The sequence below is a fragment of the Acidovorax sp. JHL-3 genome (assembly GCF_000526295.1).
GTDB lineage: Bacteria > Pseudomonadota > Gammaproteobacteria > Burkholderiales > Burkholderiaceae_C > Acidovorax > Acidovorax defluvii.
Genome location: NZ_JAFU01000001.1, coordinates 1,021,888 through 1,045,934 on the forward strand (window position 1 = coordinate 1,021,888; position 24,047 = coordinate 1,045,934).

At 65.7% G+C, this 24,047-nt stretch carries 22 protein-coding genes and 1 pseudogene; 14 read left to right on the top strand and 9 right to left on the bottom strand.

The genetic code is table 11. The features are described 5' to 3' along the window. Window positions 1-240 precede the first annotated feature (240 nt). Window positions 241-1,440, top strand: a complete 1,200-nt coding sequence (locus K226_RS0104665; protein ID WP_024813707.1) for a GGDEF domain-containing protein — start codon at window positions 241-243, stop codon at window positions 1,438-1,440. 83 nt (window positions 1,441-1,523) lie between these two features. On the opposite strand, the gene K226_RS0104670 is transcribed toward K226_RS0104665, so the two are convergent. The 3 genes from K226_RS0104670 to K226_RS0104680 form a co-directional block, all read right to left on the bottom strand. Continuing rightward, on the bottom strand, window positions 1,524-2,801 hold the full coding sequence (locus K226_RS0104670; protein WP_024813708.1) for an ATP-binding protein: 1,278 nt from the start codon (window positions 2,799-2,801) through the stop codon (window positions 1,524-1,526). 161 nt (window positions 2,802-2,962) lie between these two features. Then, window positions 2,963-3,682 (bottom strand): response regulator transcription factor, encoded by a 720-nt coding sequence (locus K226_RS0104675; protein WP_024813709.1) that lies wholly within the window; start codon window positions 3,680-3,682, stop codon window positions 2,963-2,965. Window positions 3,683-3,834: 152 nt separating this feature from the next. Further along, complete coding sequence (locus K226_RS0104680) at window positions 3,835-5,223, bottom strand: MFS transporter (protein ID WP_024813710.1); 1,389 nt, start codon at window positions 5,221-5,223, stop codon at window positions 3,835-3,837. Window positions 5,224-5,255: 32 nt separating this feature from the next. Here K226_RS0104680 and K226_RS0104685 point away from each other — a divergent pair, with 32 nt between their 5' ends. Beyond that, the gene (locus K226_RS0104685) at window positions 5,256-6,107 is read left to right on the top strand and encodes a M48 family metallopeptidase (RefSeq protein ID WP_024813711.1); all 852 of its coding nucleotides are present in this window, start codon (window positions 5,256-5,258) and stop codon (window positions 6,105-6,107) included. A gap of 107 nt (window positions 6,108-6,214) precedes the next feature. On the opposite strand, the gene K226_RS0104690 is transcribed toward K226_RS0104685, so the two are convergent. Together K226_RS0104690 and K226_RS0104695 are read right to left on the bottom strand one after the other, a co-directional pair. Next, window positions 6,215-7,279, bottom strand: coding sequence for a GGDEF domain-containing protein (locus tag K226_RS0104690; protein WP_024813712.1), 1,065 nt, complete (start codon window positions 7,277-7,279; stop codon window positions 6,215-6,217). Between the two features lie 248 nt (window positions 7,280-7,527). Next, complete coding sequence (locus K226_RS0104695; RefSeq protein WP_024813713.1) at window positions 7,528-8,166, bottom strand: MBL fold metallo-hydrolase; 639 nt, start codon at window positions 8,164-8,166, stop codon at window positions 7,528-7,530. A 355-nt stretch (window positions 8,167-8,521) separates the two neighbouring features. On the opposite strand from K226_RS0104695, the gene K226_RS0104700 reads away from it, so the two are divergent. Genes K226_RS0104700 through K226_RS0104715 form a run of 4 tightly spaced genes read left to right on the top strand, consistent with a single transcriptional unit; the run spans window position 8,522 to window position 12,645 of the window. After that, window positions 8,522-10,252 (top strand): PAS domain-containing methyl-accepting chemotaxis protein, encoded by a 1,731-nt coding sequence (locus K226_RS0104700; RefSeq protein ID WP_024813714.1) that lies wholly within the window; start codon window positions 8,522-8,524, stop codon window positions 10,250-10,252. An 8-nt stretch (window positions 10,253-10,260) separates the two neighbouring features. Continuing rightward, window positions 10,261-11,712 (top strand): chemotaxis protein CheW, encoded by a 1,452-nt coding sequence (locus K226_RS0104705; protein WP_024813715.1) that lies wholly within the window; start codon window positions 10,261-10,263, stop codon window positions 11,710-11,712. 55 nt (window positions 11,713-11,767) lie between these two features. Continuing rightward, on the top strand, window positions 11,768-12,265 hold the full coding sequence (locus K226_RS0104710; RefSeq protein ID WP_024813716.1) for a GAF domain-containing protein: 498 nt from the start codon (window positions 11,768-11,770) through the stop codon (window positions 12,263-12,265). After that, window positions 12,262-12,645 (top strand): response regulator, encoded by a 384-nt coding sequence (locus tag K226_RS0104715; RefSeq protein ID WP_024813717.1) that lies wholly within the window; start codon window positions 12,262-12,264, stop codon window positions 12,643-12,645. The genes K226_RS0104710 and K226_RS0104715 overlap by 4 nt, the downstream gene beginning before the upstream one ends. 185 nt (window positions 12,646-12,830) lie before the next feature. Here K226_RS0104715 and K226_RS0104720 read toward each other — a convergent pair whose 3' ends face one another. The 3 genes and pseudogenes from K226_RS0104720 to K226_RS0104730 form a co-directional block, all read right to left on the bottom strand. Beyond that, window positions 12,831-14,762 carry a GspE/PulE family protein gene (locus K226_RS0104720; RefSeq protein ID WP_024813718.1) on the bottom strand — a complete coding sequence of 644 codons (1,932 nt, stop codon included), beginning with the start codon at window positions 14,760-14,762 and terminating at the stop codon, window positions 12,831-12,833. A 46-nt stretch (window positions 14,763-14,808) separates the two neighbouring features. Then, window positions 14,809-14,931: pseudogene (locus tag K226_RS19770) on the bottom strand (exodeoxyribonuclease III); the annotation flags it as partial. A gap of 118 nt (window positions 14,932-15,049) precedes the next feature. Continuing rightward, window positions 15,050-15,997, bottom strand: coding sequence for a LysR family transcriptional regulator (locus tag K226_RS0104730; RefSeq protein ID WP_024813719.1), 948 nt, complete (start codon window positions 15,995-15,997; stop codon window positions 15,050-15,052). A 120-nt stretch (window positions 15,998-16,117) separates the two neighbouring features. Between K226_RS0104730 and K226_RS0104735 the strand changes: the two genes are divergently transcribed. The 8 genes from K226_RS0104735 (at window position 16,118) to K226_RS19280 (ending at window position 23,237) form a co-directional block, all read left to right on the top strand. After that, complete coding sequence (locus K226_RS0104735; protein ID WP_024813720.1) at window positions 16,118-17,233, top strand: YeiH family protein; 1,116 nt, start codon at window positions 16,118-16,120, stop codon at window positions 17,231-17,233. A gap of 66 nt (window positions 17,234-17,299) precedes the next feature. After that, window positions 17,300-18,352, top strand: a complete 1,053-nt coding sequence (locus K226_RS0104740; RefSeq protein ID WP_024813721.1) for a YncE family protein — start codon at window positions 17,300-17,302, stop codon at window positions 18,350-18,352. 113 nt (window positions 18,353-18,465) lie between these two features. Beyond that, complete coding sequence (locus tag K226_RS0104745; protein ID WP_024813722.1) at window positions 18,466-19,737, top strand: molybdopterin-dependent oxidoreductase; 1,272 nt, start codon at window positions 18,466-18,468, stop codon at window positions 19,735-19,737. A gap of 53 nt (window positions 19,738-19,790) precedes the next feature. Then, window positions 19,791-20,426 (top strand): c-type cytochrome, encoded by a 636-nt coding sequence (locus tag K226_RS0104750; RefSeq protein ID WP_238324194.1) that lies wholly within the window; start codon window positions 19,791-19,793, stop codon window positions 20,424-20,426. Window positions 20,427-20,490: 64 nt separating this feature from the next. Next, window positions 20,491-20,811, top strand: a complete 321-nt coding sequence (locus tag K226_RS0104755; protein ID WP_024813724.1) for a high-potential iron-sulfur protein — start codon at window positions 20,491-20,493, stop codon at window positions 20,809-20,811. Beyond that, window positions 20,790-21,212 (top strand): DUF305 domain-containing protein, encoded by a 423-nt coding sequence (locus K226_RS18675; RefSeq protein WP_081739325.1) that lies wholly within the window; start codon window positions 20,790-20,792, stop codon window positions 21,210-21,212. The genes K226_RS0104755 and K226_RS18675 overlap by 22 nt, the downstream gene beginning before the upstream one ends. A 31-nt stretch (window positions 21,213-21,243) precedes the next feature. Further along, the gene (locus K226_RS0104765; protein ID WP_024813726.1) at window positions 21,244-22,638 is read left to right on the top strand and encodes a beta-propeller fold lactonase family protein; all 1,395 of its coding nucleotides are present in this window, start codon (window positions 21,244-21,246) and stop codon (window positions 22,636-22,638) included. After that, window positions 22,635-23,237 carry a hypothetical protein gene (locus K226_RS19280; protein ID WP_024813727.1) on the top strand — a complete coding sequence of 201 codons (603 nt, stop codon included), beginning with the start codon at window positions 22,635-22,637 and terminating at the stop codon, window positions 23,235-23,237. Before K226_RS0104765 ends, K226_RS19280 begins: the two co-directional genes overlap by 4 nt. Here K226_RS19280 and K226_RS0104775 read toward each other — a convergent pair. Continuing rightward, window positions 23,210-24,046, bottom strand: a complete 837-nt coding sequence (locus K226_RS0104775) for an anti-sigma factor (protein ID WP_024813728.1) — start codon at window positions 24,044-24,046, stop codon at window positions 23,210-23,212. The genes K226_RS19280 and K226_RS0104775 overlap by 28 nt on opposite strands. Window position 24,047: the final 1 nt, after the last annotated feature.

Genomic DNA, 24,047 nt, shown 5'->3' on the forward strand with positions numbered 1-24,047 from the left:
TCTTGCCAATAGCGGGGCTATTGACTGCAAACAGACGCCTTGCGGCCCATCCCGATCCGCACTACCCCCGACGCGCGAGGGCCATGCAGGTCATCCCTAGAATGAGTTGAATTCGCGGCATTTGCCGATGGATCACGGGCGTGTGATGGGAAGCGGTTTTCATTGCACGCTCAGGAGGCGCCCTTTCTCCCGGGCGCCGCGCACAAGACAATTACCACCTCGCTTGCCCACTGGAGCACTATGCCCGTAGATGTCGCCACCATCATGCTGATGTACCCCGTGGTGTCGCTGTCCATGGCTGCGGCGATGTTGGTGGTTGCCTGGGGGCGTTGGCGGGATGACGGCCTGGCGCCTTGGGCCGCGGGGGTGTTGATGATTGCCGTGGCGTTCCCGCTGTTCATCGCCAACTCCCTGCTGTCAAACCAGCTACCGGCCCTGATGGTGGTGGGAAACACGCTGCTGGCCGCGTCCTATTCGGCGTCGCTGGTGGCGATTTGCCGGTTCTTTGGCAGACCCTGTTCGCTTTGGAAAATTCTGGTGCCGGTGGTGGCCGCCGTAGTCGGATCGTTGGTGTTGATGGATCGGCCGGAAGCCCGGGTGGCGGCTGGCGGGGCGCTGTTCAGCTTGCATGGCGGTATGGTGGCTCGCGAGGCATTGCGCCGCGACAATGGAGTGCTGGAGCGCGGACGCCTGCTGCTGGCCCTTGGTGTGGGCATGGTGATCGCGCTGTATCTGCAAAGAAGCATCGGGGTGCTGCTGGGCTGGAATGAGGTGGCGCATTTGGGGTCATCGCATTTCATCCAGGTGGGCAGCCATGTGATGGGGCTGGCGGGGCTGGTGCTGACCACCATGGGCTTTATCCTGATGGGCCGAGAAAGGGCGAATGCACGGCACCAGCAGCAGGCCCTGCTGGATCCATTGACGGGTGTGCCCAACCGCCGTGCCTTGATGGACGCACTCGAGCGCGCGCTGGCCCAGGCAGGGCGCGAACGCCGGCCCGTTGCCCTGCTGATGGTGGACATCGACTGGTTCAAGCGCGTGAACGATACCTACGGCCATCTGGCGGGCGATGCCGTGCTGGTGGCTGTTGCCCAGTGCCTGCGGGGCGCGTTGCGCGGGCAGGATTTCATCGGGCGGTATGGTGGCGAAGAATTTCTGGCCTTGCTGCCGGGCACCGATGCGAGCGGCGCGCGCATGGTGGCGGAACACCTGCGCACCCGGGTGGAGCACCTGGCAATGCCGTGGGCAAGCGAGACCATCCGTGTGACGGTCAGCATTGGTGGGCACGCCCGGATTCCGGATGATGCCGCAGGTGCGCAGGCCATGGTGGATGTGGCCGATCAGGCCATGTATGCCGCCAAGCGCGCGGGACGCAATTGCGTCGAGTTGCTGAATGTCCCGCTGCCGCAAGCCGCGGCCGATTCCGCGGTGTCGGTGTGAGGCCAGGGCAGTCGCGGGTGGCAGGTGGCAGGTTGACGCGACACAACCCAAGCAGGCTGGGTGCCGTTGAGCCCGGAAGACCCCTATTTCGCTCCTGTGCCCTTGCGTTGCGGGGCCGGGGCCGCTGTGCTGGGTGGGCTTTGCAACGGCAGGCGCAACACAAAGCAGGCGCCGCCAGATCCGTCGGGCTGGTCTTCGCAACGCACCGAGCCGTTGTGGCGCTGCGCAATCGAGCGCACCAGTGCCAGCCCCAGGCCCACGCCGCCCGCACGTTCGCTGGCACCGGGCAGGCGGTAAAAGGGCTCAAAAATGCGTTCGCGCAAGGCGGGAGGAACGCCGGGCCCACGGTCGAGCACGCTCAACTGTGCCTGGCCGTCATGCCGCTGCAGCACCACCGTGATGTCGCCCTGGCTGTAGCGGCGCGCGTTTTCCAGCAGGTTGCGCAGGGCACGGCGCAACAGTTTGGCCACGCCACGCACCTCCAGCCCCTCGGGCACGGCAGTCACGTCCAGCTCGGCATCCACCCGGGCGCATTCCTCGGCGGCCAGCCCGATCAGGTCGACCAGCTCCACGGTGCCTACATCGGCCTCGCGGGCATCCAGGCGGCTGGCCAGCAGAATTTCATCGACCAGCTGGTCAAGCTCGGCGATGTTGCGCAGGATCTCCTCGCGAAATGCCGGTGAAGGCTGGTTGCCGCCCATCAACTCCAGGCCCATGCGGATGCGCGTGAGCGGCGAGCGCAGTTCGTGCGAGGCGTTGGCCAGCAGCGATTTATGGGTTTTGACCAGGGCTTCGATGCGCGCGGCGGCGGCATTGAACTGGCGCGCCAGGTCGGCCACCTCGTCCTGTCCCTGCTCGGGAACGCGCACCGACAAATCGCCCTCGCCAAAGCGTTGCACGCTGCGCTGCAAGGTTTCCAGCCGCTGCAGCAGGCGGCGGATGATGGGAAACACCCCCACGACCACGGCCAGGCCCACCAGGCCCAGCATCCACAGGAAACCAAAGGGCGGGCGGGTCCAGAAGGCGGCGTCGGCACGGCGGTTGGGGCCGGGGTGGTTGCCCCGGTCGGTGCGTGGGGCCAGTTGCAGGCTGTAGGTGGTGCCGTCGGCGCTGTCAATGGCCAGTTCCAGGCCCTCGCCGGGCGGCCCGGGCACGCGCGTGGCCAGTCCGGCGATCAGCGTGTTGCCATTACTGTCGCGCAGAACCACTTCACGGGCGGGTGGCGCCATGGGCTGCGCGTTCTGCTCGGCCGCAATGCGCCATGCCCAGCCCACGGCCAGCGTGAGCACGGCCACACCGCCCACCACCGCCAGCCACAGGCGCAGATACAGGCGTCGCGAAAAAAGATCAAACACCGCCATGCCGCACGCTCTGGTTCTGCAGCCCATGCAACTGGCGCAGGCCAGGCCAGAGCCGCCGCGCAAGGGCCGCCCCGCAGCGCTGGCGGCGTCCCCCTTCCCGCAGCGCGCAGCGATGCGAGAGAAGGGGGAAGGCGCGAAGCGCCACAGGGGGTTGTTTCACATCAATCCTGCTGCTTGGCAAACACGTAGCCCACGCCGCGCACCGTGAGGATGCGGCGCGGGTTCTTGGCGTCCACCTCGATGGCGGCGCGGATGCGGCCCATGTGCACGTCGATGGAGCGGTCAAACGCCTCCAGCTCGCGGCCGCGCACGGCCTCCATGATCTGGTCGCGCGTGAGCACACGGCCCGCGCGCTCGGCCAGCGCCACCAGCAGGTCAAATTGGTAGGAGGTGAGATCGGCCAGCTCGCCCGCCACGGTCACGGTGCGGGCGTCGCGGTCGATCTCGAGCGTGCCAAAGCGCAGGGCCTGTGTGGCGGGCGGGCTGCCACCGTCGGTGCGCCGGCGCAATATGGCGCGGATGCGGGCCAGCAGCTCGCGCGGCTCAAAGGGCTTGGGCAGGTAATCGTCGGCGCCCAGCTCCAGGCCGATGATGCGGTCCATGGGGTCGCCCTTGGCGGTAAGCATGAGCACCGGCACCTGGGCCGCGGGGCCCTGCAGCGCACGGATGCGCCGGCAAACGTCCAGGCCGTCCATGTCGGGCAGCATCAGGTCGAGGATGACCAGGTCGGGCAAAGGGCCCGCGTCAGGGCCTTGCAGTTGCGCCAGGCCGCTTGCGCCATCGGCGCGGTGCGTGACATGCAGGCCCGACTGGCCCAGGTATTCGCCCACCATCTGTGCAAGGCGGGCGTCGTCTTCGATCATCAACAGGTGCGAGCTCATCGTGGCAGTGTAGTGGGGTGGTGGAGCCGGTTCAGGCAGATCCCCATGGTGGCCCGCAGGCGTCTCGCAGTGTTGAAGCCTCCGTAAAGATGCGGTAAACCGTGCGACCTGTGCAGCGTTTGAATGCTATTGATTAAATAGCTGTTTGCGCTTTATGGTAAAGGGCTAGAGGGCGTTTTAACCCTTGAAGCGAGCCACACCAGCCCCAGCACGGGCAGCCCCAGCAACGACGTGGTCGTGAAGAACTGCGCGTAGCCGAACGAGTCGACGAAGTCGCCCGAAAAACCGGCCACGAACTTGGGCAACAGCAGCATCATCGAGCTGAACAGTGCGTACTGCGTGGCCGAGTAGCTCACGTTGGTCAGACTTGAAAGATAGGCAATGAAGGCGGCCGACGCAATGCCGCTGGCCAGGTTGTCGGCCGACACCACGGCAATGAGCGCCGTCACGTCGTGCCCATGGCCTGCCAGCCAGGCAAACAGCAGGTTGCTGCCGGCACTGAGCACGGCGCCCAGCATCAGGATGCGCATCACCCCCAGGCGCATCGACAGCACGCCGCCCACAAACGCGCCCACCAGCGTCATGATGACGCCGTACACCTTGGTCACGGCCGCCACCTCGTCCTTGGTGAAGCCCATGTCCACATAAAACGGGTTGGCCATGATGCCCATCACCACGTCGCTGATGCGGTACACGGCAATCAGCGCCAGAATCTGCGCGGCCTGCCAGCCGTAGCGGCCCAGAAAATCGGCAAACGGATCGACCACGGCGCCCTTGATCCATTCGGCGGCATTTTTGGCGGGTGGCAGCACCACGGGCACCGGCTCGCGCGAGAACAGCACCGTGACCACGCCCACGGACATCGACGCGGCCATGGCCAGATAGGCCGCCTGCCAGGCGCCGTTCTGGTAGGCGGCCGCACCCTGGGCAACGGCCTCGCCCACCATTTGCCCGACAGCCGGCGCCGCTTCGGCGCGTGCCGCTATCCACAGCACCCCCGCACCGGCCCAGATCATGGCCAGGCGGTACCCCGTCTGGTACGAGGCAGCCAGCGCCGCCTGGTGGTTGGAATCGGCCGATTCGATGCGAAAGGCATCGAGCGCGATGTCCTGCGTGGCAGAGCCAAAGGCCACTGCCAGCGCGCACCACACAATGGGGCCGAGCGTGAGCCGCGGGTCGGCCAGCGCCATGCCCACGAGGCCGGCCACCACCATGCCCTGCGACAGCAGCAGCCAGCTGCGCCGCCGCCCCAGCCAGCGCGTGAGCAGCGGCAGCGGCATGCGGTCCACCAGCGGCGCCCACAGCCATTTGAAGCCATAGGCCAGGCCCACCCAGCTGAGATATCCGATCGTGCTGCGGTCAATGCCCGCCTCGCGCAGGCGAAACGAGAGCGTGCCCAGCACCAGCAACAGCGGCAGGCCTGCCGAAAAGCCCAGCGTCAGCATGCGCAGGCTGGCGGGCTCCAGGTACACGCGCAGGGTTTGCAGCCAGGGGGTGCGCACGGCGGGGGAGCGGGGTGGGGTCGGGGAGGTGTCTGACATGGGGCCGGGCGGTTTTTGTCTATTATTCCTGCATGTGCCTCTTCTGCCCCTCGCCCTCCGTAGCGCCGTCTTCCCCGTGGTCTGCGCGCCGCGCCTTCCTGCTGGCTGCGGGTGCCAGCGCCGCCGCGCCCGTGCTGGCGCAGGTGGAGGTGGGTTCGGCATCGAGCCTGCGCAAGCTGGTGCCCGCCGAAACGCTGGAGAACTCTGCCGCCCAGCAGTACCAGCAGATGCTGCAGCAGGCCAAGGCCCAGCGTGCACTGGCACCCGCAGGGCACCCGCAGCTGCAGCGCCTGCATGCCATTGCCAAAAGGCTGATCCCGCATGCCGCGCCCTGGAACGACCGAGCTCGCCAGTGGCGCTGGGAGGTCAACCTCATCGGCAGCTCGCAGGTCAATGCCTTTTGCATGCCCGGCGGCAAGATTGCGTTCTACACCGGCATCCTTGACCAGCTCAAGCTCACCGACGACGAGGCCGCAATGATCATGGGCCACGAAATGGCCCACGCGCTGCGCGAGCATGCGCGTGAGCGCATCGCCAAGACACAGGGCACCAACCTGGCGCTGCGCCTGGGCTCGCAGTTGCTGGGCCTGGGCGATCTGGGCAACGTCGCCGCCAGCCTGGGCGGGCAGCTGCTCACGCTGCAGTTCAGCCGCTCGGACGAAAGCGACGCCGATCTGGTGGGGCTGGAGCTGGCCGCACGCGGGGGCTACCAGCCGTCCGCCGCCGTCAGCCTGTGGCAAAAGATGGGCAACGCCACCGGCGGCAAGCAGGGGGGGCTGGCCTTTTTGTCCACCCACCCCTCGGGGCCCGCACGCATCCGTGAGCTGGAGCAGAACGTGCCCAGGGTGCAGGGGTTGTACGAGGCCGCGCGGCGCAACGGGTAAGGGCGCGCACCTTTCGGAACGCTATTGTTTTAATAGCTTCTCGCGCTTGTTTTTCAAGCGTTATAGACTGATTTCACCCAATTTTCAGGGGCGCGATCTGCCCTGGCTTACGCAACGCTCACCTGGTCGCGGCCCGCGTTTTTGCTTTGGTACAGCGCCTTGTCGGCACGCGCAATGGCGGTGTGCAGGTCTTCGGTGCTGCGCACCTGGGTCACTCCGAAAGACATGGTCAGCGCGATGGGCGCCTGGCCCACGTCCAGCGGCGCCTGCGCGATGGCGGCGCGGATGCGCTCTGCCGTGGCGCAGGCGGCCTCCAGCGGGCAGTAGGGCATCAGTGCCAGAAACTCCTCGCCGCCCCAGCGCGCCAGCACATCGCCGTCGCGCAGGTTGGCGGCCAGCACGTTGGCGATGGCCACCAGCACCGCGTCGCCCACGGCATGGCCATACTGGTCGTTGATGCGCTTGAACAGATCCGCATCACACAGCAGCAGCGTGACCGGCGCACCATCGCGCTGGCTGCGCGCCAGCGCATGGGCGGCCAGGGCTTCAAAGTGGCTGCGGTTGGCCAGGCTGGTCAGCGGGTCCTGGGTGGCCTGCTTGCGCAGGCGGCTCCCGGCAATCAGGATGGTGCGCCGGTAAACGGCCGCCAGCGCTGCCGACATGGCAAACACCAGGCAGATGTGCATCCAGTTCACGACCTGGACGCTGCGCACGGGCAGTGGATCGAGCGGGCCCCAATGGCTGCACAGTGCCTGCAGGCCCAGGTAATACGCCAGCAGGGCCAGCACCATGGGCGCGGCATACCCGCGCGTGTTGGCGACCACGATGGCGGGGATGAACAGCAGCAGGTAATAGTGAAATCCGCTGTCCCAGCCAATCAGCAGCGATCCCAGTGCCGCGTGCCCGAGCACCTCCACCCAGATCAGCACCAGCGCGGCGGCGTTGTAGCGCTTCTGGATGAGGCGATAGGCCCCCAGGTACATGGCAATGCTCAGGAAATTGACGATGGCCAGGGGCCGGGAGCCCAGCCCCATGAACAGCAGGATGTATCCCACGTCGATAGCCGCTGCAATCAGCGTCACCCGCTGCAGCATGACCCAGTAGGCCTTGCCCACCAGGCTGGAGCCACGCTGCGGTTCCAGGGGCGGAATCGGAATGGAAGTGGTGTTCATGGCACAAAGGGCGGGCAGAGGGAGGCGTCTGCCGGGTGCTCACATGTTGTTTACAAAGAGCAACATCATAGTGGGCAGTGCTTTTGCCGGGCGGTGGCGAGGGCGTGGGTGCAGCGCACACCAGCGTGGCAGCCGCATGCCTGCACCCACGGGGCAGTGTGTTGTGGTGTAAAAAAATGACCAAAATGGCCTGTAGCGCTTATTGGGCAAGCGCTAGCAGCTATAAAAACAGGAATGTGATGGACCATTCAGGTCCCGCCCACATAGGGATTGTTTTGGCGTTCGCGTGCAAACGTGCTCTCCGGCCCGTGGCCCGGGATGAACACCGTCTGATCGCCCATGGGCCACAGGCGCTGCGTGATGCTGTCGATCAGCTGCTGGTGGTTGCCCTGGGGGAAGTCGGTGCGGCCGATGCTGCCGGCAAACAGCACGTCGCCCACAAAGGCGCGGTCGATCTGCGGCGCATGGAACACCACATGGCCCGGCGTGTGGCCCGGGCAGTGGCGCACGTTCAGCGTTTCGTTGCCGATCTGCACCTGGTCGCCATCGTGCAGCCAGCGCGTGGGGGTGAAGTGCTGCGCGGGCGGAAACCCGAACATCGCGCTTTGCTGCGGCAGGCCGTCGATCCAGAACTGGTCGCCGGGATGCGGGCCGATGATGGGCAGCGACTGGCGCTGGGCCAGTTCGCCCGTGCCTCCGGCGTGGTCGATGTGGGCGTGCGTGAGCCAGATCTGCTCCAGGGCGAGGCCCAAGCGCTGGATTTCGGCCAGTAGCGTTTCGAGATCGCCCCCGGGGTCAATGACGGCCGCCTTCCGGGTGGCATCACACCAGACGAGGGAGCAGTTTTGTTGAAAAGCCGTAACGGGGATGGTGAGGTAGCGGAGCATGGGGTGGGCAGGTAACGGATAACAAAGGCTCAACAGGCAGAACACATTTTCAGAGCGGGTTCCACCGACTGGCGACCGCGTGGAAACACGGTTTCACAGCACAGGACACCAGTGTAGTTTTGGAGGTGGCCGGGTTGCAGTTTCTTCTGTGACCTGCTGGCGGCTACGGTTGCCAATGGCTGTCCATGCCGGAAAAGCAAATTTGCGCCATACTGAGAAATTGTTTCATATGGTTGCAATTGCGGGCCCGCTGCATGCCTTGGGCGGCAGCTGTTTGCAAGTGCCACCAACCTTGAATGACCCCCAAAGCCGCCCAGTCAGTGGCGCTTTGCCCCAACAACAGGCATTTCTTCCCATGAATAATTCAATGGATACGCCCGCTACCGCCCCACAAGAGGCCGCACGCACAGCGGCCTTGCTGGCTGCGCTGGAGCATGTGCAAGCCGTGATCGAATTTGACCTGGAGGGCCGGGTACTGCGGGCCAACCGCTTGTTTCTGGACCTGATGGGCTACAGCGCCAGCGAGGTTCTGGGGCAGCACCACCGCATTTTTTGCCCGCCCGAGGTGACCAGCAGCGAGGCGTATCGGGCGTTGTGGGATGGGTTGCGCGCCGGACAGGTGCGCGAGGATGTGTTTTTGCGGATCACCAAGGCGGGCAAGCCGGTCTGGCTGCAGGCCTCGTACAACCCGGTGCGGGACGCTGAGGGCCACATGGTGGGCGTGGTCAAGCTGGCCACCGACATCACCGCGCAGCGGGTGCAGCAGGCAGACTTTGAGGGCAAGATGGCGGCGATTGACCGCGTGCAGGCCGTGATCGAGTTCGACCTGACGGGCCGGGTGCTGGACGCCAATGCGAACTTCCTGCAAACCTTTGGCTACCGGCGTGAGGACGTGGTGGGCCAGCACCACCGCATGTTCTGCCAGCCCGAGTTTGCCCAGTCCAATGAGTACGCGAGCCTTTGGGAGCGATTGGGCCGTGGTGACTTCATTGCCGGGCGGTTTCGCCGCCTGTCCAGGGATGGCCGCGACATCTGGCTGCAGGCCTCGTACAACCCCATCCTGGATGTCACCGGCAAGCCCTACAAGGTGGTCAAGTTCGCTGTGGACATCACACACGACATGACATCGTCCGCCGAGACCAAGGGCAAGATTGATGCCATTGGCCTGTCGCAAGCGGTCATCGAGTTTGATATGCAGGGCAACGTGTTGCTGGCCAACCCCAACTTTCTGCGCACCATGGGCTACACCCTGGCCGAAATCCAGGGGCAGCACCACAGCATGTTCTGCGAGCCGGGCCTGGTGCAAAGCCAGGCCTACCGCGACTTCTGGGCCGATCTGGGCGAGGGCAAGTTCCAGAGCGCGCGCTACCGCCGCATTGGCAAGCATGGGGCCGAGGTCTGGATTCAGGCCACCTACAACCCCATCCTCGATGTCGATGGCAGGCCCTACAAGGTGGTCAAGTATGCGATTGACATCACCACCCAGGTGCAGCGCGAGCGCGCGGTGGCGCAAAAGGTGCACGACATCACCGCCGTGCTGCAGGAAATGAGTGGATCGATCAAGCAGCTGGCGCGCAGCGCGGGCCGCTCCACCGAGCTGGCCGAGCAGACGCAGCGCGAGGCGGGCGAGGGCAGTCAGCTGGTGCGCCGCTCGCGCGACGCGATCATCGCCATCGAGCGCTCGTCGTCCGATATCCATGAAATCGTCGACACCATCAGCGAGATCTCGAGCCAGACCCACTTGCTGGCGTTCAATGCGGCCATTGAGGCGGCGCGCGCGGGCGAGCAAGGGGTGGGCTTTTCCGTGGTGGCAGACGAAGTGCGCAAGCTGGCAGAAAAGTCGTCGCTGGCAGCCCGCGAGATCGCCAAGCTGATCAACCAGACGGTGATCCGGGTCTCGGAGGGAAGCCGCCTGTCCGAGGATGTGGATGCAGCGTTCTCGCGCATTCTGGGCGCGGTGGAAAACACCACGCGTTCCATCAGCGAGATCCGCAGTGCCACCGAAGAGCAGGAGCATTCGACCCAGGACGTGGCCCGCCTGCTCGAAGACCTTCAGGGCAGCGGCAGCCCCCGCAAGGCGACTTGAGCTGCGCGGTGGACGACGTGATCCAGTCCCCATCCAGCGCCCCGCTTGGGGTTGTGCAGCATGTGCATGTGCGCGTGGGCAGCTGCGACATCGCCATTCCCATCGAGCAGGTCTGGCAGGCCATGCCACTGCCGCCCCAGGGCCTGACAGCGCTGCCGCGCCGCAGCGGCGGCTTGCTGGGCGTGGCCGATGTCGCCGGTGCGGCGGTGCCGATTGTGGCGCTGGAGCGCTGGGTGCCGCTGGAGACCCGGGACGACGGTGCCGCTGCATTGCAAAGACTGCTGGTGCTGCAGCAGGCGGGTGGCCTGGTGGGCATACGGGTGGACGCGGTGCTGGGCGTGAAGGCCGTGGCGGCGGCCGATATCCGGCGGGTGCACCACGCGCCCGATGACAACGAACTGTTCGAGTCGGTAGTGCCCGCGACAGCCAGCGAGCCGACGCTGTGCATTCTGGAAGTGGCGCGGCTGATGCGACTGGGCCAGGCCTGGTGCGAGCAGGCACAGGTGGAGCCCGCCGAAGCAGCGGCCACGGGCGCACCGGCAGTCCCTGCACCGCACCAGGTGGGCACAACACAACGCCACGCCGTGTTCGGGATCGGTGTGGAGCAGTGGGCGGTGCCGGTAAGCGCCGTGGAGCGTGTGGTCCCCGTGCCCGCCACCGAACTGGCGCTGGGGCCCAAGGAGCGCACTTGGGCCATCGGCCAGTGGCAGGGCCGCAAGCTGCCGTTGGTGGACATCAGCGAGGGCCGCCAGGCCAGCGATCGCCAGTCCGCGCCGTGGATGGTGATGCTGGGCCAGGGGCCGCTGCTGCTGGGGCTGACGGTGTCGGAGTGCCAGCAGTTTGTGGATCTGCCGCAGGCTGCCGTGGCCAGCATGCCCGGCGACCCCTTGCTGGCGGGCGTGGCGCTGCTGCCAGACGGCGCCAGGCTGCAGGTGCTGGATGTCGCCAAACTCTTTGGCCTGACGCCCGAGGCATCCATCAGCCGGCGTGCGCCGGCCCCGTTGCATGCTCCCGGCGGCGCGGTGCAACCCGACGCCACCGAGCCCTTGCCCTATCTGGTGTTCGATGCGGATCAACGCTATGCGTCCCCGGTCGACGGCATTGTGGGGGTGGTGGAACTGCCCGTCCAGGCCAGGGAAGACCTTCGGTCGGGGCGACCGGCCTTTCTGGCGTGGCGTGGCCAGACGGTTCGCCTCGTCAGCCTGCCCGCCATCGCCAGGTCGGAGGGACTCGCAGACCCGCAGCTGGCGGTTCTTGTCCAGGCGCCCGGCGGCACGACGGCGCCCATGGGCATCGCCATCCACAGCCTGACGGACTGGCTGCCCGCCCACAGCGCGCGGCGCAGCGGCATGCGCATGGGCGCCATGGGCGAGTTCGGGCTGATCAATGCCAAAGGCGCGGTGGACCACGCCAACCTGGTGGTGGTCGACCTCGCCCAGATGGCGTACCTGCTGGGCTGAGCCCAGCGACCTGACCTCCACTCCTATCGCCGCACGATTTACCCCAGGATTTACCATGACACCCGCACCCGTACCCGCCGACGAGGCCGACCGACTGAATGCCCTGCGCGACCTGTTGCTGCTGGACACCCCGCCCGAAGAGCGCTATGACCGCCTCGCCCGATTTGTGGCCGAGCAACTGAACGTGCCGATTGCCCTGCTGACGCTGGTGGATGGGCAACGCCAGTGGTTCAAGTCGCGTGTGGGCCTGGAGGCAACAGAAACCCCCCGTGACATCTCCTTTTGCGGGCACGCGATCATGAAGAATGATCTGTTTGTCGTCGAGGACGCCAGCAGCGACCCCCGCTTTGCCGACAACCCCCTGGTGACGGGTGAGCCCCACATCCGGTTTTATGCCGGTGCCCCGCTCAGTGCCCCCAGCGGGCACCACATTGGCACGCTTTGCGTGATCGACACCGTGCCGCGCACCTTGGGGCCGGTGGAGCTGTCCATTCTGGATGCACTTCGCCGCTTGGCAAACGAGACCCTGGCCGGAAAAGAGGGCGACGAATGACCGCGCTGTTGCCCCGGATCTTGCTGGTTGAGCCGCAGTTCGTGTTGCGGCGCACCATCGTCATGGTCGCGCGCGATCTCGGCATGGTGGATTTTCACGAGGCCAGCAGCGTGGGCCGCGCCCGCACGCTGCTGGCAGCGCAGGCCTATGACGGCCTGGTGTTGGACCTTCACGAGGAGCAGCAGGCCCTGGAGCTGCTCGGCGAGCTGCGGCTGGGCCGGTTCGCCACGGCGCGGGATGCCAGGGTTGTCGTGCTGGCGGCCGATGCGAAGCCCGACGCCGCCTCGCGCCTGCAGGCCCTGGGGGCTACCTGCGTGCTCAACAAACCGGTGCGCATCAGCGATTTGCTCAACATGCTCGTGGCTGCACAGGCTTGTTGAACAGGGCTGGGGTGCGCTGCACCGCCGGTTGCGCAAGCATCCAGGGGCCGCCGGGGCACCGTTGCCGCCCGCGGCCCCGCCAGGGTGCTGCGCCGCAGGGATCATGTGTGCATGAAATGCTATTATTTATATAGCTATTTGCGCTTTACCCATAAGGGCTAGAGGCGTATTTGGCACTAAATCGATCACAGATTGGTTGCGCCGATCACTTCGGGCATGTCGGTCAGGCCCTGCAGCACTTTTTCGATGCCGTCCTGCCGCAGGGTGAGCATGCCGGCCGCCAGCGCCGAGTGCCGGATGTCCGAGGCGGGGGCTCTGCGGCGGATGTGCTGGCGGATGGAATCGTCGCTGATCATCAGCTCATGGATGCCCAGCCGTCCGCGGTAACCGTGGTTCTCGCACTCCTTGCAGCCTACCGCGCGCCACAGCTGCATGGCACCGGTGGCGTCGCCATGCTGTTTGCGCCAGCGTGCCACCTGCGCCGAGCGCGCCTCGGGCGTATTGTTGGTGCCGCTGGCGAGGTATTGCGAGGCCAGATCGTTCAGGGTTTCCTCGTCGGCCAACCGGGGCTCGCGGCAGGCGGTGCACAGGCGCCGCACCAGGCGCTGGGCAAGAATGGCCAGCAGCGAGTCCGAGAAGTTGAACGGGTCCAACCCGATTTCGAGCAACCGCGCAATGCTCTCGGGCGCCGAATTGGTGTGCAGTGTGGACAGCACCAGGTGCCCGGTCAGCGAGGCCTCGATGGCGATGCGCGCGGTTTCCTCGTCGCGCATTTCGCCAATCATGATGACGTCCGGGTCGGCCCGCAAAAAGGTGCGCATGGCGGCGGCAAAGGTCCAGCCGATGCGGGCGTTCACCTGCACCTGGCGCAGGCCGCTCTGGGTGATTTCGATGGGGTCTTCGGCTGTCCAGATCTTGCGCCCGGCGGTGTTGATGTCGCGGATGACCGAGTGCAGCGAAGTCGTCTTGCCGCAGCCCGTGGGGCCGACCACCAGCACCAGGCCGTAGCTCTTTTTCATCACACCGCGTATGGCCACCAGGTTGGCCGGGCTCAGGCCAATGGCTTCCAGTGGCAGGGGTTTGGCGCCAGCCAGCAGGCGCAGCACCACGTCTTCAAGACCGCGCGAGGTGGGCACGGTGACCACGCGCAGCTCGACGGGCGGGCCGCCGAAGCGCGAGAAGTCGATCTTCCCGTCCTGCGGCTTGCGGTGCTCGGAGATGTCCATGCTGGCCATGATCTTGATGCGGGCCACCATGGCAAACCGAAAGCGTGCGGGCAGCTCAAGGTAGGGCGTCAGTTCACCATCAATGCGCAGGCGCACGCGCACGTTCTGCGGGGCGGGCTCGGTTTCTATGTGGATGTCGGAAGCGCGGTGGTTGATGGCCTCGTCAATCACCGAGTTGATCAGGCGCACCAGGGTGTTGTCTGACTCGCTGATGACGTCGGTCTGCTCGGATTCGCTGTCGGGGGCCGTCGTGGTGAGGTTGACGGCGAGCTCTTGCGACGTGGCCCGCGAGGTGGGCACGGAGGGCCGGTGCGCACCTGCGCCCGGTGGCGTGCTCGCCGGGGTTTGCAGATGCACGCTGTAGGCCTTGGAGATGGCCGGCATCAGGGTGCCGGGCGCGGCCTGCAGCGGAATCAGGCGCCGCTGGGTCAGAAAGCGCAGTTCGTCGAGCAGCACGCGGTCGTAGGGGTCTGCCATCAGCAGCACCAGCGCGTCTTCGCGTGCCAGCAACGGCAGCACGGATTCGCGCTCGGCCACCGCGCGGGGCACCAGCGCCAGCGATACCGCATCGGGCGTCAGGTGGGCGGGGTTCACCATGTATTCGCCCAGCCAGCTGCCGATGACGTGCTTGATCTGCTCTTGCGTCACCTCGCCTTGGTCCACCAGGATCTGGCCGATCTGGCGCCGGATGCCTCTTTCCTGATCGCTCTTTTGGGCCCGCAGGCTGTCGAGCAGGGCACTTTCGCTGATGATGCCGGCATGCAACAGGGCCTCCCCCAGGTGGCGGGCTTTCCCTACCACCGGGTGCGGCGTGGTGACCAGTTTCCAGAGGGCGTCCGTATCCTGGGGCGTAAAGCACTGGGCAGGTGTCGGGGGGGGTGTTTCTGGCATGGGGGCGATCTGCATGAAGGTGCGGCGAAGGCAGCAAGCGCTGCGGTCAAAGCGTGAAGTCGTAGTCCACGGTGATGGGCGCGTGGTCCGAGAACTTCTCGTCCTTGTAAATATGCTCGGTGCGCGCCAGGGCCGCGAGCGCGGGGGTGGCCAGGTGGTAGTCAGTGCGACATAAAACCTGCATTTCTGATTGTCTCGCTGCGACATCTGAATGCCGGCGCGACCCATGTTTTCGTTCCCGGTACGCGGTCGTTCAGCTCGACCTCAAGGCCGCACGGAGTACCGATTCAGTCGATGGGTGATTTGTCTGGGGCCATGGTGATTCCTTCCAGTCGCTCGCAGTGCGCCACGAAGCGTTGCAGGTTGCCCGAAAGGCGCTTTTTCTGATGGTGCACCAGATAGAAGCGGCGAGTCAGGCGAGGCAACGTGGTTCGCAGAACGACCAGTCTGCCGAGTGTCACCAGGTCCTGCACCGCGCACAGCGACAGGCAAGCCAGCCCGAGGCCTTCGGCGGCCGCCTGCTTGATGGCTTCGGTGCTGCCCGGCTGCATGTCGCCGTTCAGGTGGTGAAGGTGCGGCAGCAACACGTGCTCCACGGCCTCGCGCGTGCCGGAACCCGGCTCACGGAGCAACCAGCGTGCCTGCCGCAAGGCCTTCAACGGAACGCGTGCCTGCACGCCCTCCTGCACCAGCGCATGCGTCGGTGCAGCCACGATGACCAACTCGTCCTGAAGCCATGGCGTCACTCGAAGCTCAGCCTCGTGGCAGGGCCCTTCGATCAGACCGATGTCGACCTCCAGGCGGGTCACGGCCGCAGCGATGTCGCGCGTGTTGCCGATGACGACATCCACTGCGGCACCGGGCCACGTCCTGCTGTAGCCGGCGATCAGCGCCGGCAGCACGTAATTGCCGATCGTCGTGCTGGCACCAACGCGAAGGCGCGTGACCAGCGGCGCGGTTGCAGCTCCCGTGCTGCCGAGCCCGAACTGGCTTTCGATTTCCTGCGCGCCGTCGAGCAATGACCTGGCTTGCGGCAGCAGCGCACGGCCGTTGTCGTTCAGAAGCAAGCGTTTGCCAATGCGGTCGAACAGTTGGGCACCGAGAAGGTTCTCCAGTTCGTTCAGCGCGCCGCTGGTCGCCGACTGCGAGAGCGCGACGCGCTCACCGGCGGCGGTGGTGCTGCCGGTGTCGGCCACGGCCGTGAAGATCAGAAGTTGACGCAATGTCAGGCGCATCCAAACGCTTTCGTTACCTGTTCGATGGCTAGGTTATAGCGGAAGTATCCGTTTGCCGGATAGATCGAATCGGTTCAAAGTTCGTCTATGCCTTCAGAAAACGACGCGATGGAGAAAACGATGCACACCGCCACTTCCGCAGCCCACCTGACGCACACCCCTGCAGCGATGCACCGTGTACGCCTGTTGGTTCCTGGCCTCGCACTCACGGGCGCCCTGGCTTTCGCGTCGATCCAACTGGGCAGGATCGGCTGGCTGCAGTCCAACGGCATCAGCGCGCTGACCCTGGCCATCGTGCTGGGCATGGTGGTCGGCAATACCGTCTACCCCCGCATAGGCGCCGCGGCCGGCGCTGGCGTGACCTTTTCCAAGGCCAACCTGCTGCGCCTGGGCATCATCCTGTACGGCCTGCGCCTGACCTTCCAGGACATCGGCAACGTCGGCTGGACCGGTGTCGCGATCGACGCCACGGTGCTGTGCAGCACCTTCGGGCTCGCCTGCTTCCTCGGCACCCGGGTCTTCGGGCTTGATCGCAAGACGGCCATGCTGATCGGCGCCGGCAGTTCGATCTGCGGTGCGGCGGCGGTGATGGCGGCCGAACCCGTCGTGCGCGGTCGCGCCGAGCAGGTGATGGTCGCGGTGGCCACGGTGGTGGTGTTCGGCACGCTGGCGATCTTCCTGTATCCGGTGCTGTATCACCTGGTCGCGCAATTCCGGCTGTTCGACCTGTCGCCCACCGCTTACGGCGTGTTCGCCGGCTCGACGATCCATGAGGTGGCACAGGTGGTCGCCGCCGGTCGCGCCGTCAGCGAGCAGGCTGCGAACACCGCCGTCATCGCCAAGATGGTCCGCGTGATGATGCTGGCGCCGTTCCTGATCATCCTGTCCGCCTACCTCTCCCGCTCCAGTGCCAAGGACGCCGATGCTGCCGATGGCACCGACGAAGCCAATGCCTCGCCACGCGGCGGCATCGTGATTCCCTGGTTCGCCCTCGGTTTCGTGGCGGTCGCCGGACTCAACTCGCTCGCATTGCTGCCCCATGCGGTGGTGACGCAGGTGATCGACATCGACACCGTGCTGCTGGCCATGGCCATGGCAGGTCTTGGCCTGACGACGCACGTGTCGGCCATCCGCAAGGCCGGCATCAAGCCGCTGGCGCTGGCGGCCGTGCTCTTCGTCTGGCTGGTGTGCGGCGGCTTCGCCATCAACGCGGGCATCACTGCACTCCTCAACTGACAGGGCGGACCTGGAATAAATCGCCCCCGCCATTCGTCCATCCATTCAGACAACCGAAAGAATCTCATGAAACTCCGTCCTCTCGCACTTTCGCTGTGCCTCGCCCTCTCGACACTCGCCTCGATTCCTTCGACGGTCACGGCACAACCTGCGCCTGTCGCAGCGTCCGCAAGTGCGACGCAGCGCTGGACCTTCGACGGTGCCATCCACAACAACTCGCTGGCGCTCAGCCCGGACGAGGGCACGGCCGTGGTGTCGTACAGCGAACGCCCGGACGTCGTCGTCTACAACCTGAAGACCGGCAAGGTGCGCAAGGTGCTGAATGGCTTCGTGACGCCACGCAACATCGTGTTCGCGCCGTCTGGCGAGTTCTTCTATGTTTCGGACAGCAGCCTGGGCACCGTGGCGAAGATCGCCACGTCCAGCCTGAAGACGGTCAGCAGCCTGCCGGCAGGCCCCGGTGCCTTCGGCACCGTGCTGAGCAAGGACGGCGCCACGATGTACGTGAACAACCAGGCCGCCAGCACGGTCACGCGTTTCGATCTCGCAAGCGGCGCACCGCGCGCCGTCATCACCGGCTTCGCGCAGCCGCGCCAGGGTGTGCGCCTGAGTCCCGACGGATCGGCCCTGTACGTCACCAACTTCATGGGCGACAAGATCACCATCGTGAACACGGCGACGAACAAGATCGACGGCGAGATCACCGGGTTCAACAAGCTGCGCGCGATCTCAGTCACCGCCGACGGCAAGACGCTCTTCGCGGCGAACAGCGGCAGCAACACCATCGCGGTCGTCGACCTGGACAAGCGCGCCATCGAGTCGACGATCGCTGTCGGCAAGGACCCGTACGGTGCCGCGCTGTCGCCCGACGGCAGGCGCGTCTACGCCGGCAACCTGGGCGACAACTCGCTGTCCGTCATCGATGTCGCGAGCAAGAGCGTGGTCGCCACCATCACCGGATTCAAGGAGCCGCGGCAAGCCATCGTCTTCACGCGCGACGGCAAGACGGCCTATGTGCTGAACGAAGACTTGGGAATCGCCAAAGTGGACTTGGCGAGCAACCTTGTGGAGGCGACGCTGGCTGCGCCTGCGGCAAAGATGCAGAAGGCCGCGCCGTGAAGAAGCGCTCGCGGACTACCTGAAATCGCCTGCAGGACAAGCAATCTTCGCCAAGTGGGGTTGGAAGACACCCTGAATAGCCACTGTATTTATCTAACAAACGGAGACAAACCATGAGATCAGGTCGCGAAGCCACACCCACCGCGCAGCACGACGCCAAGCGCGCTCCATCCCGTCGGCGCTTCGTCCAGGGCGCCGGTCTTCTCGCGCTGGGTGCGTCGCCGCTCGCCGCGCTGGCGGCTGGTCGCGATACTGGCGAAGGCGTGACCTTTGCCGACGGACCGCGCCCCATGGTGACGTACCCGCAAAAACGGCCGCTGATTCGCGTTCACACCCGGCCGCCGCATCTGGAAACGCCATTCTCAGTCTTCAACGAAGGGCCGATCACCGCCAACGACGCTTTCTTCGTGCGTTACCACCTGGCCAACATCCCGCTGGCGGTCGACCCTGCTACCTACCGGCTCACCGTCAAGGGAAAGGTCAACACGCCGTTGAACCTGTCGCTGGCCGAACTGAAGGCACTGGCCGAGCCGGTGGAGGTGGTGGCGGTCAACCAGTGCTCCGGCAACAGCCGCGGGTACTCGTCGCCGCGCGTCTTCGGCGCACAGCTCGCCAATGGCGCGATGGGCAATGCCCGATGGGTCGGCGTGCCGCTGCGCAAGGTGCTCGAGAAGGCGGGTGTGGCTGCAAGTGCCCGCCAGGTAACCTTCAACGGCCTCGACACGCCGGTGCTGCCCGCGACCTCGGACTTTCGCAAGGCGCTGGACATCGAACACGCGCTGCAGGACGAACCGATGCTCGCTTGGGGCATGAACGGCAAGGACCTTCCGTTCCTCAACGGCTACCCGGTCAAGCTCATCGTGCCGGGCTACTTCGGCACCTACTGGGTCAAGCACCTCTCGGAAATCGAGGTCATCGACCATGTGTTCGACGGCCACGACGCGCTGTTCATGACGACCGCCTACCGCGTGCCCGACAACGACTGCCAGTGCGTGGCACCGGGTTCCGCAGCGGCGAAGACGCGGCCCATCTCCACGCTGCCCGTGCGCAGCTTCATCACCAGCGTCCAAGCCGGTGGCATCCTGCCCGCCGCCCGCTCGATCGAACTCAAGGGAATCGCCTTCGATGCCGGTGCCGGCATCAAGACGGTGGAAGTCTCCATCGACGGCGGCCGGAGCTGGAAGGCGGCGACGCTCGGCAAGGATCTGGGGCGCTTCTCGTTTCGCGAATGGCGGGCGCCGGTGAGCTTCGCGAAGATGGGCCGAGCCGTGCTCATGGTCCGTGCGACCAACCAGAAGGGCGAAGGCCAGCCCGCCACGGTGGACTGGAATCCGGCGGGTTACCGCCGCCATGTGGTCGAGTCCACGCCGGTCACCATCGCCTGAGGACACGCCATGAAAACCCCCACTTTTTGGTCCGTGCCGTTCTTGGCTGCTGCGTGTTGATCGCGTTCAACGCGTTGGCCGCGCCGCCCGACATCAAGCTGCAGCCCGACACGTCGAAGCTGCGCCCCTCGAAGCTGCCGGGCTACGCCATCGCGATGCAGAAATGCGCGATCTGCCATTCGGCGGACTACGTCAACTACCAGCCACCCGGCATGACGCAGACGCAGTGGACCGCCGAGATGGCCAAGATGCAGCACACCTACGGTGCGCCGATCAGTGACGACGAAGTCAAGCAGGTGGGTGCCTACCTGGCGGTCGCCTACGGGTCCGCGAAGGCCACAGACGCCAATGTGATCGCCGCCTCCACACCCGCGCCAGCGTCGCCCGCTCCGCCAACGTCACCGGGTGCTGCGGCCACGCCACCAGCCGGTGGCGCGAGTGTCAACGTCCAAGCGCTTCTTGCGAGCAACGCCTGCCTGAGTTGCCACGGCCTGACCCAGAAGATCGTCGGTCCGGGCTATCACGACGTCGCCGAGAAGTACAAGGCCGATCCGCAGGCGCAGTCAAAGCTGGAGGCCAGCATCCGTGGCGGCAGCGTCGGCAAATGGGGCAGCGTGCCGATGCCGCCTTTCGCCGCACTGAAACCCGAAGAGGTGAAAGCGCTGGCTGCGTTCGTCTTGAAGCAATAAGCACGCCCCCGATCGCTGCAGCGAAGACTCCGGCAACGACCAAAACCCCCACGAGATTAAAAAAATGACCCCCACGAATCGCCGCTTTTTCATCTTCCAAGTTGCCGGCGCGGCAACCGCGCTGTCCGTCTCCGCCGCCCACGCACAGTCCGGCGGCCCGAAGCTGGCCGAGACCGATCCTCAGGCCGTGGCGCTCGGCTACAAGGAAGACACCACCAAGGTCGACGCCAAGAAATTCCCCAATCACGCGGCCAGCCAGAACTGCGCGAACTGTCAGCTGTTTCAAGGCAAGCCCAAGGAAGCGACGGGCGGCTGCCCGCTGTTCGCCGGCAAGCAGGTCGCTGCCGCGGGCTGGTGCAGCGCATGGAGCAAGAAAGCGGCATGAGCAGCGGCTTCGTTCGTGCGGGCATCCTCGGGTTGCTGGTCGCAGGGAGCACGTTGACGCAGGCGGCCGACATGCACGCGCACGGTATGAAAGCCGAGGGCGTCGTGCCTCCCAGCTTCATGGCCAGCACGGCCAAGCCCTTCGATGCGCTGATGGGTGATGCCATGGCCGTAATGGACCACGACATGCGCACCGCACCCATGAACGGCCAGCCCGCGCACGACTTCATGACCATGATGATTCCCCATCACCAGGGCGCCATCGACATGGCCAAGTCGATCCTGCTCAACACGCAAGACCCGGAAGTGCGCAACCTCGCGCAGGGAATCATCACCGAGCAGGCCAACGAGATCCGGCTGATGCAGGCTTGGCTCGCACGCCACGCATCACCCGCCAAGTAGTCGCTCCAGACACGTCGAAGAAGGACCTTTCATGAATTCACTCAAACCCCTTGTCCTTGCCACGGCGCTGGCCGTTGCATCTTTCGCGGCGTCGGCAGCTTCCAATCCCGGCGACCGCGTCTACACCGCAGACCAGAACACCAACACGGTGTCGGTGATCGACCCGAACACCAACGCATTGCTCGGCCAGATCAAGCTGGGCAACCAGCGCCCCGACGTGCTGTCGCCGATCTACAAGGGCGAGATCAACGTTCACGGCCTCGGTTTCTCGCCCGACCACCGCACGCTGGTCGTCATTGCCAACGGCTCGAACTCGGTGACCTTCATCGACACGGCGACCAACAAGGTCAAGGGCGTGACTTACGTCGGCCGCTCGCCGCACGAGGCCTTCTTCACGCGCGACGGCAGGGAGGTCTGGGCCGTGGTGCGCGGAGAGAACTACATCTCGGTGATCGACGCGAAGACCTTCAAGGAAAAACGCCGGATCGAGACCGCGCCGGGCCCCGGCATGGTGCTGTTCACGCCGGACGGTGGGCGCGCCTTTGTGGTGTCGAGCTTCACGGCCGAAGTGGCCGTGGTCGACACGCGCGCGTACAAGATCGTGAAGCGTATTCCGGTCGTGAGCCCGTTCTCGCCGTTCCTGCAGTTCACGCCGGACGGCAAGGAAGTCTGGATGGGTCACAAGGACGTCGGCAAGGTCACGCGCATCGACGTGAAGTCGATGGCGGTGACCGGCGTGATCGACACCGGCTTCATCACCAACCATCTTGGCTTCGCCAAAACCGCGCGCGGCACGCTGGCGTACGTCGCCGTGGGTGGCGAGAACGTCGTGAAGGTCTACACGACCGATGGCGAGGCGAAGCTGCTCAACACGATCGCGACCGGCGCGCTGCCGCATGGCGTCTGGCCATCGGACGACGGCACGCGCATGTACGTCGGACTGGAGAACGGCGATGCGGTCCAGGTGATCGACACCGCCAGCGACAAAGTCATCGCGGCGGTGCCGATTGGACAGGCTCCGCAGGCGTTGGTCTACGTTTCGAACGCCGTACCGTCGGGCGCCGGCACGGACAACCTGAAGCCGCTGGCGAACGCGGCGCCGGTCAACATTCCGCTCATGCCCGATTCCGGCGACGCCAAGGGCTTCGTGGTGGCACGCAATTTCGGTGTGGTCGATGCGCTGGAACTGTTCCTCTACAAGCTCAAGCCGGAGACGGTCTACAGCATCTATGTGGGCGATCAGAAAGTGCCCGTCGCCAGCTTCAAGACCAATCCGATGGGAATGGCCGACGGCACGGCGATCGGCGAAATCCGCGAGGTCACTCGTCTGCAGTCGGAAGCCAATCCAAAAACCGCATCGATCGTGGTCATCGAAGGCGATGGGCCGATGGATCCAGCCAAGGTGGTTCTGCGCAGCCCGATGTGATCGAAGGCCCTCGCATCTTTCGTTATGTCGTGCGGCAAGACCGCGGCGGGTCGCCGAATCCTTTTCACGGCTGGTGCTCCCTCGCGGTGTGCAAGCCGCAGATTCGTCGCTCGGCACGTGTCGGCGACTGGATCGTCGGCCTGCGCAGCCGCCACAACGACCAGCTCATCTACGCGATGCGCATCGATGAAGTCATGGCGCTGGGCGACTACTGGGCGGACCCGCGCTTTGTCGCCAAGCGACCTGGCGGCGACGGCCCCCCGGACAACTTCTATCGGGCGATGGCGAACGGCTCGATGAAGCAGGTGGCCAACACGTTGCATGACGACAGCGAGGCCGCGCGAGACATTGCGGGCCTCAACGCACTGGTGTCATGGCATTTCTGGTACTTCGGCGACCAGAGCCCACCGCTGTCGACCGAACTGGTGCACTTGGTGCATTCGGGCCAGGGGTACGCGCTGCACCGGCGGCGTCGAGCGGATGACGTCGCCGTGCTGCAGCACTGGCTGGACCACTGGCCGATGGGCCGCAACGGAAATCCCGTCGATGCCTGGCCCCTCGGGCGCCAAGACTACTTGCGCACTTCGAGCTGGCTGTAGACCGCCTCCGCGACCCGCAGCATTTCGGACTTGCTGTCGCCTGAAGAGATGGCGTAGCCGAATTCCTTGTCGACCCAGTAGAAGACATTCACCGGGCCATCCTGGCCGAACTTGAAGGCCGTCTCGCGTCCGGCGTCCTCGCGAGTGACGTACAGCGTCAGACGCTCGCCCTTTGCGCCGCCGAACATGAACTGCGCCACCGGCCCCTTGTCGCCCGGCAGCAGCCGCCCGCCGATGAGCTCGTAGCCCAGGGCGCGCAGGTCGGGCGGCTTCACTTCGGTGCCCATGCGCTTGGTCAGCCAGGTGACGAGCGCCTGCTCCTGGTCGGCGCCGACCTCCACCGGACGACGCACGTCCGGGCTGTAGACCACGTGGGCCACGGCCGCGCGGTGGGCAAAACCATTGAGCGTGCCCGCCCGCGCCGCGGCCAGCGTGGCACTGCGCTGCAGTTGCCCGTCGTAGGCGCCACGGCCCCACCAGGCCGACCCGGTGCTGACGACCGCGATCGCCACGCCGGCTGCCAGGGAGCGCCACGGCCATTCCTGCCAGCCCGCCCCCGGCGCCGGCTTCAGCGGCAGGCGCAATGGCAAGGGCTCGGACAGGACCGGGTCGAGCATCTGCTTGAGCGCCAGGTTCTGGGCGCGCCAGTCGTCCACGCGCTGGCGTTCGGCCGGGTGGGCATCCAGGAAGGCATCGATCTCTACATGCCGCGCAGGGTCCAGAAGCTGATCCGCAAAAGCGTGCAGATCGGCTTCGGTCACCGGCTTGATGCCGTCGGTGGAAATGGGTTTGAGTGGGGGAGAGTCCATG